Source organism: Paenibacillus sp. 01T431 (assembly GCF_056398625.1).
In genome coordinates this window covers 200,051-218,323 of record NZ_JBFTPT010000012.1, presented here as the reverse complement: position 1 = coordinate 218,323, position 18,273 = coordinate 200,051, and the positions used below count along the sequence as shown (strand labels likewise).

Sequence of the window (18,273 nt, the reverse complement as noted above, 5' to 3'; positions counted from 1 at the left end):
CGGTAAAAAAATGAACCAAGCATTGTGACATCACAACGATTGGTTCATCACCATCAAACACGATTTCTATGATTGCGGACTATTCCATACTGTACTAGGAACCTCTCGACGCAGCACAGGTACCACATCGGTAGCAAATCGTTCAATTTGCTCGCGTTGCTCCATTTCTGACAAGCCATCTACACTGATGCTGACCACTTGGTGACCGTAAGCTTCATGATAGTTTAAAATCTTCTCGATCACTTTATCAGCGCTGCCGATCAAGGCAGGCCCATTTTGTACATTGTCCTCGAGGTCTTTGAAAGGCGAGTTGTTGTGCTGCGATGCAGCCGTTGCATGGAAAGCATCGTAATAGGGCCTATATCGTTTGACGGCTTCCTCTGTGGTGTTCGCCAGATATAAGCTTCCAAATCCCGAGCCAACCATTGCTTTTTGAGGATCATGGCCATAATGGGCCAATCTCTCGCGATAATGATCGATTAATGCTTTATATTTAGCCTGGGGGTGAAACGTATTGGAGGAAAAAATCGGTTCACCATATTTCGCAGCCAATTCGGTCGACAGCGTACTAGATGCGCTTCCATGCCAGACCGGAATTGAATGTTGAAAGGGTCTTGGTTGTGTAGTCACATTATCAAGCGGTGAACGGTAGCGCCCCTGCCAGGTTACGTTCTCTTCATGCCACAAGCGCTTCAGGAGTGCATACCGCTCTGCAAGGGATTCCCATTGTTCGTCTTCGGTAATTCCAAAAAGCGGATAGTGGCGAGGGTCGTTTCCTTTGCCAATAATCATCTCGAGTCGACCTCCCGAGAGATGGTCCAGTGTGGCATAGTCCTCTGCAACACGCACTGGGTCGAGAACACTTAAAACGGTGACCGTTGTTAGCAAACGAATCTTTACGGTTCTGGCAGCAATCGCGGTCAGGACGACTGGTGGCGAAGATGAGATAAATGGTGCTCCATGCCGCTCTCCAATTCCATATGCATCAAAGCCAAGTTCTTCGGCAAGGACAGCCTGTTTAAGTACGTTCTCAAATTTCTGGTGGGTGGTCAATGTTTCCCCGCTTACAGCATTCGGTATGTTCATCATTAGGCTAAACAAAGCAAATTTCAAGATTTGCACTCTCCTCTCTAAGCCAGACTCAATCGCTAATAGGTTCATTTCAAACCTACCCTTTGTGAACATAAAAAAAAGCATGGATTTAATAATCCATGCTTCCGGTTGTCCAGCCAGCTTGTAATTCCGATTAGTTTAATATGTTTTATATTTTTTAAGTTATCATCGTTACGCATCATTGTCAATTAACGCTTTTTGACCCTTCTTCTTGGGGTTTTATCCTTTATTCGTCACGGCTCACACGAAAACCTTGATCGGGACCCATGCCATTTGCCTCAAAATTGCTCAGATAAGATAACTCGCCAACATCACCAAGCCAGCCCCCGCCCTTTACAACACGGGTAGAGTTACTATTACTTTCCGAGTCTCCAAACCCGTTCCAGCACCATTCCCTTACATTACCTGACATGTCGTAAAGCCCTAACTCGTTGGGTTTCTTGACACCGATGGATTTTGTTTTGTTATGGTTGCTCTCTACTATAGGCCAGTTCCATTCTCCTGATAAAATTTTATCTCCAGCGTTTTTCCAATACCATGCTACATCATCTGCATTATTGCTTCCGCTGTAGGTGTAACTTTTGCTCTTCTGACCACCACCTGCAGCATATTGCCACTCTGCTTCTGTCGGCAATCGGTAACCATTCGCTCCAGCATTGATCGTTACTGTCCATTTTAGATTATCGTTTTCACTTGTATTTTTCGGATCTTTATTATTCTTGTCTATTGAGTAATACGTTGTTAATCCCTCTTTGATACTCCTTTTATTACAATACTCCACAACGTCATACCAACTCACCATTTCTACCGGCAAATTATCGCCTTTAAATTCTGAGGGATTGCTCCCCATAATCTCAATCCACTCTTTTTGAGTTACCTCATATTTGCCGATATAAAAATTCGATAATGCTACTTTTTCACCATAGTAGTTGGACTTCTTGTTCATAAACGGTCCGCCCTTGACTAAGACAAAGTCATCAGGTATTTTATTCGAAGTTTTATCAGGCTTTTCTTGCGAACAAGCGCTGACAACAACCATTATTGCTATGATAAGAAAAACGATTAGTTTTCTCATTGTTATATCTCCTTTAAACGTTTAGGAAAATTATAGTCCGTGACAGCCTACAATTCTCCTCTGGCAGCACCGAGGACCGTTAAAAATGGCCCTCAATGCGTCCAAACTGAAGGATCCAACTGGATGGATTCTAAAAGATAATAGTCAAGTAGCATGTAGGTTCTATCATTTTTTGAAATAGATAAGGCCGCAGGCTGTGAGACCGGACGACCGTAACATTATCAAAAGATTAAACACATTCTCAACACAGTAGATTCATCGGGCGCCAATCCATTGCCCAAATTGAAGATGAACTGTTACCAAACGGTTACGTTAGAGCTGCCACTGCTTTGATATCCTTCTGTCGCTAACACCTGGTAGGACCAACTGCTTCCGAGGTTCATTCCTTTACTCTGCCATGCACTTACATGGTTGCCAAAAGTGATAGCGACGTTGCTGCCTGTCGCTCTCTTAGACTGGCGGACACTCCAGAACTGGGTGAACGTTTTTGTGCCGTCAATGGAAGGTGCATTGACTCGTTGCGTCGTATAAATATCGTATGTTCCTCCATCACTGGACACTGTGCCTTTAAATGTTCCTGTAGGTCTATAAGTGCCCCAGCTATCTACGACGTAATATTCAATGAGTGAGTTTCTTGTCCATCCATAGAGAGTCAAATACCCATTGCCGGACGGCGCCCAGACGCCGGCATTATAGTTTATTGTTCTAGATGGCGATCCAGTATTCCAGCCTTTACCAACCACAAAATTTCCGGTGTTTGACCAGCTGACACTGTAATTCCCACCAGATCCATTAGTAGCATTTACTGTTCCGCCACCATCGGTCCAATTTTGCCAGTAGTCTGTCGCTGCACTTGCGGATACTGCAAACAAGCTGGAAATACTCATTGAAGCTGCAATAACTAACGTAAACACTTTCTTTTTATACTTAAACATATATTATTACCTCCTAAAATTTAGTGTTTGTTACTGCTTGCCTACACACTACTTGAATATTACCTTTTATAAATTTTTATAAATCTCTCTCCTTTCATTGTTTGTCGGTTGTTTTTCCTTGCAGTACAGTGCGTAACTTGTCCTGTTTCAAATAACGTGAAATCTGTCCCTCCTAACTAAAGGAATTTTTCTTTCAATACAAGACAATTCATGTCTTGAATAACTAAATTATAGAAAGTAAGCGCATACATTACAACTTAACAAATTATAGATTTGCCCCCACATATTAACTAATATTTCGAAACACTCAAGGAACCAAGGTCTGCACCTGACCCTCGATTCGTCGACATTCCCTTTTTGAAGTAAGATCTATCAAAATAGCCCCTATCATTCCGCTCGGAATGACCAGGGGCCCTTCGCTATAACCTAGTAACCAAATATGAGATACGGAACTACGAGACCCATATTGAGCTGGCCTTCGACGGTTATTCTCGGCTAGGTCATCTTGTTACTCCACTTTGCTTAGAGCAAGCTTGGAAAACAGATCCTGAAATACCGCGTCACGGTCAATATAGCTTGCACAGCGTATCAAATGTCTTGTGCTGTCCGTGCTCCAGCGGAAGTCATCCGAAATGATTGGGCTTGGAACAAGCCGCGAAGGAACCCACTTGGGCTCATTCAGCCATGCGATAACCGAGATATCCCATATCACTCTGGAATAGGCGAAATGATCATCCTTGCAGTTTTTGTACGTCTCATAGAGGTACTCTCCAATTGCGCCGGATGGCTTCACATAATCTCTCACCTCCGATAGTGTCGTACGAAGGTTTGAAGCGACTCCCATGCATGGGATAAGGACCAAAGGCACTCCACAGTTCATTACGGTTCTCGATGCATGGACATCCTGTTCGAGATTAAACTCGCGAGTGTCAGGCCAATCCAGTGCATGGCCTCCCAGCCAGACTACAATGATGCGCTCAATGATTCGCGGCTCTAGCAGTATGGCACTCGCAATATTCGTAATGGCACCGATACCGACTACATATAATGGATCATTTTTATCGCTTGCCATTGCGCGTTCTACCAGGTTTAGAGCTGCCTCGCTACGAATCGGGGAGCTATCAGTAGGTAAATAAGCTTCGGAGCCGCGATAGACGGGGACATCCTCTCGATTCATTAACTTAAGAATGCGAATGATTTCCTTATAGCTTTTTTCCATCCCGTCATCGGGTCCCGTAGAGAGCTCATTATGAAACGGTGCTGCATATAGAGCCTGAAGCTCTATTTTTTCTGGTGACAACAGCGCATAAATAACTGCAAATTGGTCGTCGATCTCGTTAAAGGTATCCGTATCGAGCACCATTTTAACTCTACTACCCGGTGCCTCCAACTTGCGAACCAGCTCATCTACGGGCAATGCCCCGAAATCTAGACCCATATCATCTACCTCCATTTATATAATGAATTGGCTTTTCAGCCATGCTATAATGAATTCATTTTATAAATAATTTGAATAATGTAGTAGCATCATACGGTCGTTCTATATCACGAATTGGCTACGATGACAGGAGAGCTATGAATGGCAGCCTCATTGGATTTCTTTTATCAAGAAACGAGAGCGAAGCATGAGCATATTGCAATGCATCACCATCAGTGTTATGAGCTGGTTTATTACGACTGCGGTCAGGGGACAACTCGAATCGGGGATGCCGAACATGTTTTCAAGGCAGGTGATTATGCGATAATAGCACCCTGCACGCCTCACGATGAACGGCATGGCAAACAGTCGAAGGTTATGTTTACGGGGTTCACGAGCACCATCTATCCTCCCTTGAAAGAAGGAATCTACCAAGATCCCCCGTCAAGGCCTATTCTTGGCCTCATGCAGATGATGGCCAAAGAGCTTCGTGATAAGCCCCCCTTCTATAAGCAATTGCTCGATAATTTGATTTCGCGCTTATATTTGGAGGTACTGCGGACTCATCCTGCCCAAGAACCAGATAGCCGTCATGACATTATCCGATTCGCTCAGGCTTTCATCGATGAGTACTATACGCAGAAAATTGACTTTCAAGCTCTTGCCGACCAATCTGGTTATAGCTATGATCGGTTTCGTCATTTATTCAAAGAGAAGATCAAGTTATCTCCCAGCCAATATATTTTGCAGCGTAGGATCGAGCATGCCAAAACAATGCTTAGGCATACCCCCTTGCAAATATCGGTTATCGCGATGGAATGCGGCTTCTCGACGGATGCGCAGTTTTGCAGCCTGTTTAAGCGGGAAACGGAGATTACCCCGAAGCAGTATAGAGAGCTCGCCGGTGATTAGAGGTGAATGAGTTACTTATTTTCATAACGTATTAAGCCGTAGTTCATAAAAATACTGCACAATGGGATGCTTTAGCTTCATCTTCTCGGCCATGTTTAAAAGCCGTTTTTTTCCAACTCGTCTGTCCACCAAAGCTAAAACATTCAATAAAATATCATTGCTCTCTAGGCTTTCCTCTATAGAAGTGGATAAAAATTTATTAGCTACAACGACAAAATTTGATTTACTTAATGATAATTGTGCTGAAAAAATTTCCTTAGCATATTCGGATAGTTTTCTGCTTCTTGCCATTACTTTTAGACGATCCTCAGGAACTTTCCCATTGGTATCTTTTCTCACCGTTTCAATTTCTTCAAGGTTGATAGGAATTTCGATAGCTGAATCATTCTTAATTTCCAGCTCCGTCTGATACCATCTAATTAAAGTAGTACTATCACTCATACTGAGTACGTTCTTTTTATCTACCGCAATATAACATTGACCTGCTTTGTCAGGTAAATAACGATAGCTGGTTGCACGATATTCGAACCTGCCATGTAAAGCAGGAGAGAGAAAACTCTCAAGCTGTTGCTTCAATTTGCTCCAGGACATATTGCCTCCTAATTTCTATGTTCTATATTATAGATACCTATTGAGGGATTCGTAGCATAAAAAAACCTCCACCGCTGTGAGTGGAGGCCAACATAACGCTTGCTATCCATTATAACAAATTCTAACGTTTATTGACGGTTTCTAAATATTACCCTATCGAGCGCTGCTGAGCCGATCCATCACTTAATCTCAGCCAAGTATCAAACGTTCTGGATCCCTGTTGCAATTCAATCACTCTTGCACCAATTGGAATATCCGTATCCCATATAATATAGCTTGAAGAGCGTCCATAACAAAGGCGAATGCCATGATGCTCGCCCGAATAATCATTTCCGTGATCATGCCCTGCAAAGGTCCCCATAACATCGCCCATCTCTACCATTGCGGAAAATAAACCGCTGTTAATACGAGGGCAAGAAACCTCTTCTCTCTTTTCGCCATGGCACTCGGACTTATCCCATACCTCTTGATACTCCGGCAGCGGAATATGGAAGAATGCCAGTGAAGGGATAGGTTGGCCTCCGTTCTGATCCGTGAATGCCTGCGATTGTGCCGCATACCAGTCAATTTGATCTCTGCGAATCCAATCGTATCCATGAATGTGAGGCAAGGCAGAATAACTCCCGCTATCCAAAAAATATAAAGCTGCCGCGAAACGTTCATCACTACCCTGTATTCTCAACACATAATTGCCTACACCGCTGATATGCTCAGCCGTCCGTTCAGCGGCGCAATAGCTATAGCTCAGTTGAATATCCATTAGCTGTTCCCTTGTAATTCCTGCTTCCGAGTCGTGATTGCCAAAAATAGCAACCCACGGGACTTTCATCGCTTCTATAGTTGATACTACATCTCGGAATGACTGCTCTGGATTGCTGCAGCGCAAACTGCCTATGACATCACCTGCAAATACAACAAGATCAGGCTGCTCCGTCTCCATGACGGTTCGCATCATGTCAGCGGTTCGCTCATTTAGGTCAGCGGCATCATCCATATACTCGGTATCAGAAAACTGGACTATTTTGAATGTACCGTCTGTACGAAACTTTAATGCTTTATCCATTCCCAATCTCCCCAACATAATAAAATGATAGCTCCTTAATAGCAGGCTCGCCTTGCGACTTTGTAACGGTTAGAGAGACGCCTCGAACTTTAACTGGCGGAATTCGTACAATAGCTTTATGACCAATGTTTTGTCCCTCATATACCGTTATGGTTCGATGCGATTTCTCTGTCATAATATTGATTTGAAAATTGAGAATATGCTCCCCAGAAGATAAATCCTCTTGAATAACAATATGATCAATCAGATGTGGATGAGCAGGCTCATAAATCCATTCATTCTGGTTGTGAGTACATTGCTCCAAGGTCGCGATGGGGCTGTCAAATCTTCTTCGTATTTCTGCACCCATTGCAGCCAGTCGGCTTGCGTCTTTCGAAGGCAGCAAGCCTTGTCTATCCGGGCCGATATTCAGCAGCAGATTCGCACCGCGCCCTACCGAATAATAGTATAAGCCCATGAGCTGATCCAGACTTTTGATCGTATGCTCGTCGCTATCGCTATAAAACCAATTCGCTCTCATCTGCACATCACATTCCGCAGGCAGCCATAGCTTATCCGTCAAAGCTTCCTTTTCCTCGGTCATGATCGAAAACTCAAGCGAATCCACGACATTCCAGCATGGAATCGGCGCAATGCCATCCTCGTTCCCCACCCACCGGAAATCAGGATCTCCCATATTAAAAATTAAAATATTCGGTTGAAGGCGGCGAATTTCTCCGATGATTCGTTTCCAATCATATTCATGATCCTCCGAGCCACAACCGTCAAACCACAAAATATCAATCTCTCCATATTGACCTAGCAGCTCAGTAATTTGATTTACAAAATAATCATCGTAAGCGCTTGCATCCTGGTTGTAGAAATCTGCAGATCCGTCAAAAGGAGAATAATATAAACCAGGCTTTACATCATATTTGCGACAAGCCTCTATAAACTCCCGTACAACATCACCATGACCATCCTTCCATGGCGATTGTTTCGTAGAGAACGAGCTGTACTGCGACGGCCAATTAGAAAACCCATCATGATGCTTAGCCGTAAGTACAGCATAATTCATTCCGGCTTCCTTCGCCGTACGGATCCATTGCTCACAATCCAATTGCTGCGGGTTAAACAACTCGGGGGACATGCCTCTTGAATCAAAATCTACGTACCCTTCATAAAACGTACGTAGACCAAAATGTACAAATAATCCGAACTCCCAGGATTGATACTCGAGTTGTTTCGGGCTTGGCTTAATATTAGAATTAGCTGTCATCATAAGCACCTCTTCTTCATTAATGGAGTATTTTTATTCGCACACTGAAATAACCTACTAACTCATTTTCACTTTATTGTGATATTCATTCGAGCTGACACCAGTATATTCCTTGATTTTTTATAAAACTAAACCAATTTCCGATACTCTACCTCTTGAGGAGCAATTTCATATACTTTTTTTATCGGAATAAAGCAACAACTCTTTAGACTTTTTCATACGCACCTTTAATAAATAATTATTAAAGAAGATGTCTTCTTCAGCTTTAAACAGATTACCTAGTTAAACAGGATGAAGATGTATCTTTTCTCCAATAGCCTTCAAATCGACTATACATATCTTTTAGCAATTACACTAATATTTCGATTACAGTAGCTTGTACGAGCAGTTTTGGCATCTCAGAACTTATGAATTATTTCTTATGCTTTTGAATACAAGTTTTAAGAAAGTGTGTCTCTGTCCATATAGTAGGCACAAAATAAGGTTATTCAGTTCAATAACATAAGGCCGCTCCTACCTGAGGAACGGCCTTCATTCATATATTCATTTTCGAAACGCATTCAAATCCCAGCGATCCGCCCACTTGATTTCTATCCCATCTTCCATAAAAGTGATAGGAAGCCATACATATCTTGAATCCGCTAGCTCTTCCGGCCGCCATCGGTCAGCCATAAAAATAAAGCTGTTCTCCAATCCCTGAACAGGAAACACATACGTGCTCTGCGCATAAAACGTCTTCCGGGCATTTGGTCCACTTAACGGATTATCCCTTAGCTCCCACCGTCCCATCATTCGATCCGACTCGGCAACGAGAGCCGCATTGGGATACCACCCCGTACAACCCGAGGATAGCAAGTAATACTTCCCCGCATGTTTAAACACCGCCGGCGCTTCCCGGGACTGGTCGATGAACGCTTTCGTAAACTCGCCATTCAAATCTGTATAATCATCCGTTAACCTCGAAATGACCAGGGTTTTGTTCCAGTCAGACGAATGAATTAAATACGCCGTTCCATCGTCGTCTTTAAATAATGTCATATCACGGCTATCCACGTCGTTAGGACGCTTGCTTCCCACGTATTCAAATGGTCCCGCTGGATTTTCACTTACGGCCACGCCGGTTTTAGCCAGCGTATAGTCCTCACTATCAATATGAAGCCACATGACGTATTGACCAGTCCGATCGTTCTTCAGAACCTTCGGACGTTCCGCTACTTTAGACGGATGAAGGTCGTGATTCGGATCATCGGAAACCGCAGGCAACACGATGCCTTCGAATGTCCAGTTGTATAAATCACTTGAAGAGTAGCAGGATATGCCAATGATGTCTACGCGCTGAATACCGATCCGACCTAAACTGTTCGGACCGTCTTTATTCTCTCCATACCAGTAATACTTACCGTTATCGAATAATATACTGCCGCCATGTGCCTGAATAGGCTTTCCATTCGTATCCAGCCACAATTCGCCCGGCTGAAAATCCTCATACTTTATCATTCCAACAACCTCCACTCTTAGCGTTGCAAATATGTAATTTACGCCCAATTAAAGAGACCTTGCTGATAAATTCGGCTCCAGCAAGGTCTCTTCCTACACTAAACGAGCTTTCTCGCGGATTTAGCGACCTTCCGCTTGCGCTTGCTTATTCGTTGCTTCAATCACTTTCGTACCGCCTTTAGACAACCACTCTTCCTTGAAGGAAGCGAAATCCGCAGGAACGTCCTTGGATTCCACAATTATTTTTACGAATTTTTCATTTACTAAATCATTAAGCTGGCTTGGAATACTCGGATCGAGTTCCTCTGGATTAATGTTTAAATAAGCTAACGGATTCGGAACGGCGAAGTCGCCTGTCGATTTTGCCATTGCTACAATGTCCTCTTTATTAGGCGTACTGTCGGCTAGGAAGTCCGAATTCCAAGAAACCAATGCTTTTAATGAAAAGGCTTTATCTTTGCCCTTTTCTTCATCCGTCATGAGGGGTGTGATTTTATCTCCGTCTTTGCTGTAGTGGACCCCTTCAATACCGTTCATCATTAGCTGCTGCCCTTCACTTGAGAGTAGGTAGTCTAGCAGCTCCAACGCTTTTTTCTTTTTCTCATCCGAGATGTTCGCATTAATAGACGTTTCCGCCCAGAAGTTATTGAAGCCATCCATTCGCTGAGCGCCTGTTTTCCCTACCAAGGTACCTACCCATGTGAAAATCGACTTCGGATCGGCATTGGGATATGCCTGCTTGAACTTATCATAAAAATCATTATAGAAGGTCGCATTTGCGTTATGAATCATGATTCCGACTTTGCCCGTTATGAATTTCTCGATTTTCTGATCATCTGTATTCAACATAAACTCAGGATCAAGAATTTTTTCCTTGTAAAGCTGGTTTAGAAAAGAAAGCCCGTCTCTCGTTTCATCGGAAAGCACCTCCGGCGCCCATTGCCCATCTTTCTTCTCCCACCTATCAGTGCTCGTGTCGAAAGCGTTGAACAGTGGATATTGCCACCAAATTCCTCCAGCGCTGGAGGAATAACCGTACGTATCCTTCTTGTTATTGCCGTCTGGATCACCCTCGGCAAATGCCTTAGCAACCGCATAGAACTCATCGATCGTCTTTGGTACTTCTAGATTTAGCTTATCCAGCCAATCCTTACGAATTAGAATATTGTGACCGCTCACCGCCATCTTGCCGCTTCCGGATTCATTGAATATAGGGAGCGCATAATGTTTGTTGTCGGTCGTTTTAGCTAAATGTTCAAAGTTGGCCAGCGACGCTTTAATATTCGGATACTGCTCTGAGTAATCTGAAAGCGGAAGAAGCATGCTCTCTTTAATCCACTGACGATATTGAACCGGACGGTCAACGCCGTAGGAGACAAATACATCGGGCATCTCCCCAGAGGCAATCATCACGTTCAGCTTCTCTTCCCAGTCATTCCACGAAGCTGTAATCGGCTTCAAGCGGATGTTGAGCTTTTCCTGCAAATACTTATAGATTTGAGAATCCTGCGAGTCAGCTCCCTCGAACATCCAACTAAATACGGATAATTCAACAGGCTTTGTATTTTCAACGACTGGTTTAGAACTTGGGCTTGCAGTTGAAGAAGACTCACCCGCTTCGTTTTTCTCATTATTGCTTCCACATCCTGCAATAATCCCAACAAATAACAACACAACTGCAAGCAATAAAATGAGACCTTTCTTTCTATTCAACATGTTGTTCACTACTCCCCTTTAATGAATAATTAATTCATTCTAGTAATCTGACTGACTTTCAACTCTTGATTGATCCAATCATCACCCCTTTAACAAAGTGCTTCTGAATGAAAGGATATACAATGATGATGGGAATGACAGAAACCATTACAATCGCATTCTTAATGGTGTCACCCAGCATGAAATCCTTGCTTACGAAGCTGCCGCTGCGGGTCAATTCCATATTGTTATTAATCAGAACATCCCTTAACACCATCGCTAACGGCCATAGTTCCTTATCGTTAAGAAACAACATCGGAACGTACCAGTTGTTCCATTGACCAACCGCGATAAATAATGCGATAGTTGCCAGAGCAGGAAACGATAAGGGGATGATGATCTGAAAGAACACTCTCATATAACCAGCCCCATCGATTTTTGCTGATTCCTCCAGATCAATTGGGATATTTTGAAAAAATGTTTTGAGCACAATCAAGTTATAAGTGCTTAACGCTGCCGGAATGATCATAACGGCCAAACTATTTACCATCCCAAGGCTCTTGATTAGCAAGTAATAAGGAATTAGCCCCCCGCCAAAAAACATCGTGAATATGATAAAGAGAAAGATAGCGGTTCTACCCGGAAGATCTTGTTTCGTCAACGGATATGCCGCAATAGATGTAATCAAAAGCTGGTATAGCGTACCAATAACCGTAACGAATACGGAAACCACAACCGACATAAGAATCGTATTTTTCGAGAAAACGTATTCATAGGCTTCAAAAGAAATACTTCGCGGAATGATATTAAATCTCGTTTTGACTGCTTCTTCATACGGCAGTACGGATCCAACAAGTACATGCCAGAACGGGTAAAGCATAATACAAGCCATGAAAACTAAAAAAATGATGTTCAGTATGTCAAATATTTTCCCAGAAACACTCGTAGATCGCACCATTATTCAATCACCTCAGTAAATGCCATGTCCGTTCATTTTTTTAGCCGCGCTGTTTACCGCGATAAGAAGAACAAAATTGATTACGTTTAAGAATAACCCGATTGCGGTTGCCATGCTATACTGTCCTTGCGTCAGCCCGATCCGGTAAACGTAGGTATCGATAACATCGCCGCTTTCATAGACCATCGGGTTGTACATATTAAACACTTGGTCGAAACCACCGCTCATCATGCTGCCAAAATTCAATATTAACAAAATCGATATGATCGGCAGCAAGCTTGGCAATGTAATGTGAACAATCTGTTTCCAGCGGTTAGCACCATCGATCACGGATGCCTCATACAGATCCGGATTGACACCGGACAATGCCGCCAGAAAAATAATCGTTCCCCATCCGACTTCCTTCCAAATTCCTGAAATGACCAATAGTGGCCGGAACATGCTGTTGCTTGTCAAGAAATTAACAGGATCTCCGCCGAACAGAACAATAATGCTATTGACCAAACCCTCGTTAGACAGCAGTGCGAACAATATACCCGAGATCGTTACCCACGAGATGAAGTGGGGCAAATAAATAATCGTTTGAATCGATCGCTTGAAGATTCTGTGCCTTACTTCATTTAAAAGAATAGCCAGAATAATCGGAGCAGGAAATCCAAATAGGAGACGCATTAAATTGATTTCAATCGTGTTGGTAAAAACCTGCCAAAACTTATCGGTCGCGAAAATTTGTTCGAAGTGCTTAAATCCTACCCATGGACTGCCTAAAATTCCTTTCGTAATCCAAAATTCTTTAAATGCGATCGATGCACCATACATGGGGATGTAACTAAATATAATTAAAAACGCAACGGCAGGAAGCAGCATGAGATACAGCATTTTATATTTGACTATTCTTCTGCGTACATCCTTACCCGCTACGGCTTTCGCCCCAATTGTCGCCATATTATAGCTCACCCGTCTTCTTCTGCAGCCTGAACCGGCTGTCGTCTCTATTGAATCCGATGTTATTAAGCAAATTCACATTCGTACTAGTCGCATCATCAATATAAATATGATCCTCTGTTGTTTCAACCGTGGACAATCTTCTGTTGTTCTCGATCCAAACCTCTTTACAATGGCTTGCCATTAAACTTCCCTGATAATATTCCGGGTGGAGCAAGCCATTCTCATCTCCATCGGCATGCGATTTGAGCCTCATAGCATTGGAATTCAGAATGGCATTATTGCGGATATATACCCTTCTGCAGGATGAAGCATAAACCGCTTGCTGCGGACAATTGATAATTGTATTATTCTCGATCCACACTCGGTCAAAGACCGCATATTGCGTTCTACCCATGGCAAGATATACACCCATGTAGATAACGGCCATGTTCCAGTGATTCACATCGCAGCTGTCAATCAAATTATTGCGGATACGCAGATTGCTTACTCCAAATCCTTCCGACCAGCGAGACTCGGAACCGCACTCAATTTGAATCGCTGACCCTTGATTCATAAAGAAATGATTGTTCTCCACCAAGCCGTTGCTGGAATGTAGCAATATCCCTCTTGCGCGGTTATGGTGAAAGAAATTATTGCGAACGATATAGTTGCTGGAATCATATCTTCGATTAAAAAGTATCGCGCGTTCTGAAACCTCGGCTGGGATCGGTTTTTCAAAGGTAAGCGTGCAGGTGTTATACTCCTTGTTCCATTCCACGTCTGCGATACGCTCCGTGATCTCGGCAGGCGACAGATCTTCATTTCGAAACTCAACTTCGTCCCCTACTGCAAAGGGATTACGCCATGCTAGCACACGAATTAAACGTAAGGTCCGATCATCGATTCGCTTAAAACCCTGAACTGAATTATCGTGAATGTTCAGGCAATCGTCGCCGTTGTAGCTGAAATCGCAGTTTTCAATCATAAAGTAACCTAGCGAATTACTGATATGGCAGCCATCTGCCGTGACGGAAATGCAACGCGTCGTTCCTGGCCGTTTCACAATTCTGCATTGTCGCAGCGCCCAATGGTGTTGATCTCCCGACGCCACGAAAGCATGTCCTGGCGCAGAATAGATCGTTACATGCTCGATTTGCAAATGCTGATTGCTTTTAAGTTCGAAAGCGTTCGCGTCATAAATGTAATGACGTACGATGTAAGCTTGCCCTGGATTCAGAAAGCGAAATTCTTCGGGGTTGGACAGTGCAATTCGGAACGTATTGAGATCCTGGCGACTAATATTCCGGAAATGGGTATTGTGGAATTCACGACCTAACTCGAAGCCTGCAGATAACGTCAGCGGGTTCATCGCGTTTAATGTCCGTATGTTCAGATCGCTCGGCGCTTGCGAATACTCCGGAAAGTGAAGATCGAAATAAGTGCTGTCTGAGGCTACTTCCCTTACTAGTCCGATGCTTGCCAATTGCCCGCTTTCCCAGTCCCAATCGACAGTGAAATTTTTGAATATCGTCCGTATGCAATTCCTTATGGTAAAGAAGACTTCCACCGTAGAAAAGATGAATTCAGAGCCGCCACCATCGAACTGAAAATCGTGCATCCCTTCGAATATAGGATGATTGCCATTATAAAATCGATATATTCCCGAAGGGACGACAAGCTCGGACGAATGTTCCCGTTTGCAATAATCAATGGCATTCTGAAAGGCACTACCGTTACAATACCCTTCCTCGGATCTAGCACCGAAATCAGCGACGCTAACTCTCTTATATTCACTCCATTCCGGAACACTGATTGAGATTTCAGACATGCTCACGGCTGTATCATCATTCTTTACGCGCTCCACTCACCTGCCTCCTCTCTCTATCCACCCTGTTAACTCTCTTGCTATATTGATTGTGCCATAGACGGCCTTCCCTTAATATGTGCTGAGAATAGAACATTGGATGTAGTTTGTTACGATGTTGTATGGATGCTTATTCAAAAAAAATGCCCCGATCGGTGATCGAGGCGTCTTGCGTCTCTATAGCTCAGTGAGTATAACGTTATCGTACAGCACAGTCGCATTATACGTTTCTAACCCAATCCTCCCCTTGCTGAACGTAAAAGCAGGATCTGTTGCACTTAGTTGAAGAATGCCATCCACATACAAGTTCATTTGATTTCCAATAACTTCAACTGACACGCGATAAGTCGTCCCGACATTGATCGTATAAGCTTTCGATGCCAGCTCCGTCTGGGTTCCCGCTATCGTTTTCTTGATCGCGATCCCATGCATATTACCGATATAGACAAAATATTTATTGTTTGCATCCGTTACACGAAAGACCAGATTCGCGAAACCGCCGCTTCCCGCGGTATTGCTTATTTGAATATCGCTAGCTAACGTGTAGTTGCTCCACGAGTCGATCCCTGCCGTTGCAAGGCTCCCTGAATAGTCCGTCTGCCTGTATTTCTTACTGGCGCTATCTGTCACGACCGACCAACTGCCCGATTGCACGCTCCATCTTCCTGCGGAGCTCTCGAAATTTTCAGATAATAAATAAATGGAATGATAGGTTACGATAGGATTCCAATAAACAGTATCGTACAAATTGTTCGAATTCTGATTCACAACAAAACGTACCGCATCGCCCTTGATCACATCGAGCGTTATTGCGGGAGACGATACTGTCGTTCCGTAGATGACCTGCTGCCAGCCGCTCGCCGGCCAAATTTGCGCGTTGTTTTTTAAAATCTTCACGTTTACGCCATCCGCTCCCGCCCCCGTGTTCAACATGTGAATGGTTTCGTTTGACGAGAGCGTAATTTCGCCGTCCTCCGGCGCTATCCATGTTCTTACAGAATCGCTGCCATCTGGAGATTGCACATTTTCCCCTACGCTTAAAAAAGTTGAGCCATCCCGCCACATTCTCCATGGGGCGTAGTAATTTGCCAATGACGTATAAGTCGTGCCATTCCATTTGTGATAGTACCAAACCGGTCCCTGCGAGATCGCCCCGACGTCCTTAATCGCTTCATACTTTCTTGTGGATGCCGGAATGGTTCCGCTGGTCGAGCCTGCCGACGTTGTGCCTGAACTAATATTTCCATTGTTATCTTCGGCTTCAATCAAATAATAATAGGCCGTGCCGCTTTGAAGCTCTTGCCGGTCGGTAAAGTTTGCTGTCGTTGATTCTCCAACCATATTACTGTAGGCAGGCGTAAAGTTTGGGGTCGTTGAACGGTAAATATTGTAGTGATTAAGTCCTGAACCCGTATCGGAAGCTGCCGTCCAAGATAACGATATGCCTAAGCTTCCGCTATTCCAAGCTGCCAATCCCCCGGACGGATTACCTGGCGCCACACTATCCAATGCGGAGATGGTACTGCCTAGATCGAATCCGGATGCGCTTCTCCATGCCGCCATCGTGTTGTAGCTGACCCCAAACCTTTCAGCTTGTAATGCCGTCCCGCTTACCTGATAGAATCGATTGTCATTGATAAGATCAACCGGTGCACTTAACCCAATTTTATAAGCTGAAGTTCCCGAAGTTCCGTTCGCCATAATGATCCGATTATTCTGGAACGAATCTCCCGACCAAGGGTCCCCGGGTGACGCATCTTTGCTGCTTAACGCACTCGTATTCGCTTGATCCACTACGATTAAATTATTTGCGACAACGAGATTTTTCAAGCCTGAATATCTCCCCGTATCCGCTGTAAAGTCGCTTAATGCGATTTGGCCCGATCCGATAGAGGTTTCTCCGCGGTTGCCCTTCACTTTATTGTCAGTGATTCTCGAATTAATGTTCGCCATCGTCGTTACGCCGTTGCCTTTATTATCATGAGCGTAATTATATTGTACGTTGATATATTCATTAGACCAATCAATGTTTAATCCGGATGCATCATGCCCCGTGTTGCTGTCGGACATATTGTAGACCTCGTTAAACATGACATCAACATATGAGCTTGCGACTGGCCAAATTCCCCCCGGTCCCCAGGTGACCCCTGTTCCGGCATATTGACCAGCATCATGTACGAGGTTCCATTTTATCGTGCTATGATTCAAATTCCCGATGACGATCCCTTGGTTTCCAAGCTGAGATGCCACATTATTGTGAACCTTAACATTGCGGAATAACGCGGAGCTTTTATGATTATCTGATAAGGTGCTATCCCAACCGGCAACTCCGATTGCTCTCCAACCGAGCATATAGATTTCATTATGGCTAATAACGATATTTCGTGCGACTTCACTATGCTTGTTTGTCGGATAAACCGCCGAAATCAGAATGCCTTCCGAATTGCTGTTTATTCCAGGACCGCGAACAAGGTTTCCATCTATCGTGATATTGGACCAGGCTCCTTCAGCATTATAAGTAATAACGATCGCTCTGTTCGTTGTAGTCGAGCTAGTTAGCGCATTCGTCGTTGTACACTCGATGTCCAATCCCGAAATGATCCAACCACTCTCATTCGTCATGCTCACCACAGCCGGGGCCGAAGATCGAATAATGGGTTTGCTCCCGCTGCCATAGGCGGTAATTTGGATCGGAAGCAGACTCGTTCCCGAACCGTTTAAGGTAACGCTTTCATTCCAAGTGTCACCTGATTTTAATAATAGTTTATCGCCAGGATTAAACGTAAGATTAGAAATTTTAGCCAAAGTTTGCCAAGGAGTGCCTGCGCTCGTCCCGTTATTATTATCATTGCCCGTCGAACTGCTTACATAATAGGTCGTACCCGCTGCGTAAGCCCTGTCATTATGAACGAAGACAATCATTGCTATAACGAATATCCATGCAACAAAGACACACTTTTTGGCCATT

General features: G+C 43.9%; 14 protein-coding genes. 1 reads left to right on the top strand and 13 read right to left on the bottom strand.

Annotated elements, in window-relative coordinates; genetic code table 11:
* Positions 1 to 66: 66 nt before the first annotated feature.
* From AC1DM9_RS22145 to AC1DM9_RS22130, 4 genes are all read right to left on the bottom strand, one after another.
* On the bottom strand, positions 67 to 1,113 hold the full coding sequence (locus AC1DM9_RS22145; RefSeq protein WP_477582231.1) for an LLM class flavin-dependent oxidoreductase: 1,047 nt from the start codon (positions 1,111 to 1,113) through the stop codon (positions 67 to 69).
* 226 nt (positions 1,114 to 1,339) lie between these two features.
* Complete coding sequence (locus tag AC1DM9_RS22140) at positions 1,340 to 2,188, bottom strand: formylglycine-generating enzyme family protein (RefSeq protein WP_477509207.1); 849 nt, start codon at positions 2,186 to 2,188, stop codon at positions 1,340 to 1,342.
* Positions 2,189 to 2,484: 296 nt separating this feature from the next.
* Entirely contained in the window at positions 2,485 to 3,123 is a 639-nt protein-coding gene (locus tag AC1DM9_RS22135) for a glycoside hydrolase family 11 protein (protein WP_477582228.1), read from the bottom strand.
* 508 nt (positions 3,124 to 3,631) lie between these two features.
* Positions 3,632 to 4,561, bottom strand: a complete 930-nt coding sequence (locus AC1DM9_RS22130; protein WP_477582226.1) for a nucleoside hydrolase — start codon at positions 4,559 to 4,561, stop codon at positions 3,632 to 3,634.
* 141 nt (positions 4,562 to 4,702) lie between these two features.
* On the opposite strand from AC1DM9_RS22130, the gene AC1DM9_RS22125 reads away from it, so the two are divergent.
* Positions 4,703 to 5,452, top strand: a complete 750-nt coding sequence (locus AC1DM9_RS22125) for a helix-turn-helix transcriptional regulator (protein ID WP_477582224.1) — start codon at positions 4,703 to 4,705, stop codon at positions 5,450 to 5,452.
* A gap of 21 nt (positions 5,453 to 5,473) precedes the next feature.
* Here AC1DM9_RS22125 and AC1DM9_RS22120 read toward each other — a convergent pair whose 3' ends face one another.
* The 9 genes from AC1DM9_RS22120 to AC1DM9_RS22080 all read right to left on the bottom strand — a co-directional run bounded on the left by AC1DM9_RS22120 (position 5,474) and on the right by AC1DM9_RS22080 (position 18,272).
* A complete protein-coding gene (locus AC1DM9_RS22120; protein WP_477582222.1) occupies positions 5,474 to 6,043 on the bottom strand; it encodes an SF0329 family protein in 570 nt (189 codons plus the stop codon).
* Between the two features lie 148 nt (positions 6,044 to 6,191).
* A complete protein-coding gene (locus AC1DM9_RS22115; RefSeq protein ID WP_477551523.1) occupies positions 6,192 to 7,106 on the bottom strand; it encodes a metallophosphoesterase family protein in 915 nt (304 codons plus the stop codon).
* Positions 7,099 to 8,367 (bottom strand): alpha-L-fucosidase, encoded by a 1,269-nt coding sequence (locus AC1DM9_RS22110; RefSeq protein ID WP_477582220.1) that lies wholly within the window; start codon positions 8,365 to 8,367, stop codon positions 7,099 to 7,101. The genes AC1DM9_RS22115 and AC1DM9_RS22110 overlap by 8 nt, the downstream gene beginning before the upstream one ends.
* Before the next feature lie 540 nt (positions 8,368 to 8,907).
* Entirely contained in the window at positions 8,908 to 9,861 is a 954-nt protein-coding gene (locus tag AC1DM9_RS22105; protein WP_477582218.1) for a glycoside hydrolase family 43 protein, read from the bottom strand.
* 120 nt (positions 9,862 to 9,981) lie between these two features.
* A complete protein-coding gene (locus AC1DM9_RS22100; protein WP_339208117.1) occupies positions 9,982 to 11,577 on the bottom strand; it encodes an extracellular solute-binding protein in 1,596 nt (531 codons plus the stop codon).
* A gap of 58 nt (positions 11,578 to 11,635) precedes the next feature.
* Positions 11,636 to 12,448: a carbohydrate ABC transporter permease gene (locus AC1DM9_RS22095; RefSeq protein ID WP_339208116.1), complete on the bottom strand. Its 813-nt coding sequence runs from the start codon at positions 12,446 to 12,448 to the stop codon at positions 11,636 to 11,638.
* Positions 12,449 to 12,526: 78 nt separating this feature from the next.
* Positions 12,527 to 13,459 carry an ABC transporter permease gene (locus AC1DM9_RS22090; RefSeq protein WP_339208115.1) on the bottom strand — a complete coding sequence of 311 codons (933 nt, stop codon included), beginning with the start codon at positions 13,457 to 13,459 and terminating at the stop codon, positions 12,527 to 12,529.
* Position 13,460: 1 nt separating this feature from the next.
* Positions 13,461 to 15,305: a right-handed parallel beta-helix repeat-containing protein gene (locus AC1DM9_RS22085; protein ID WP_477582215.1), complete on the bottom strand. Its 1,845-nt coding sequence runs from the start codon at positions 15,303 to 15,305 to the stop codon at positions 13,461 to 13,463.
* A 177-nt stretch (positions 15,306 to 15,482) separates the two neighbouring features.
* On the bottom strand, positions 15,483 to 18,272 hold the full coding sequence (locus AC1DM9_RS22080) for a hypothetical protein (RefSeq protein WP_477550834.1): 2,790 nt from the start codon (positions 18,270 to 18,272) through the stop codon (positions 15,483 to 15,485).
* Position 18,273 lies beyond the last annotated feature (1 nt).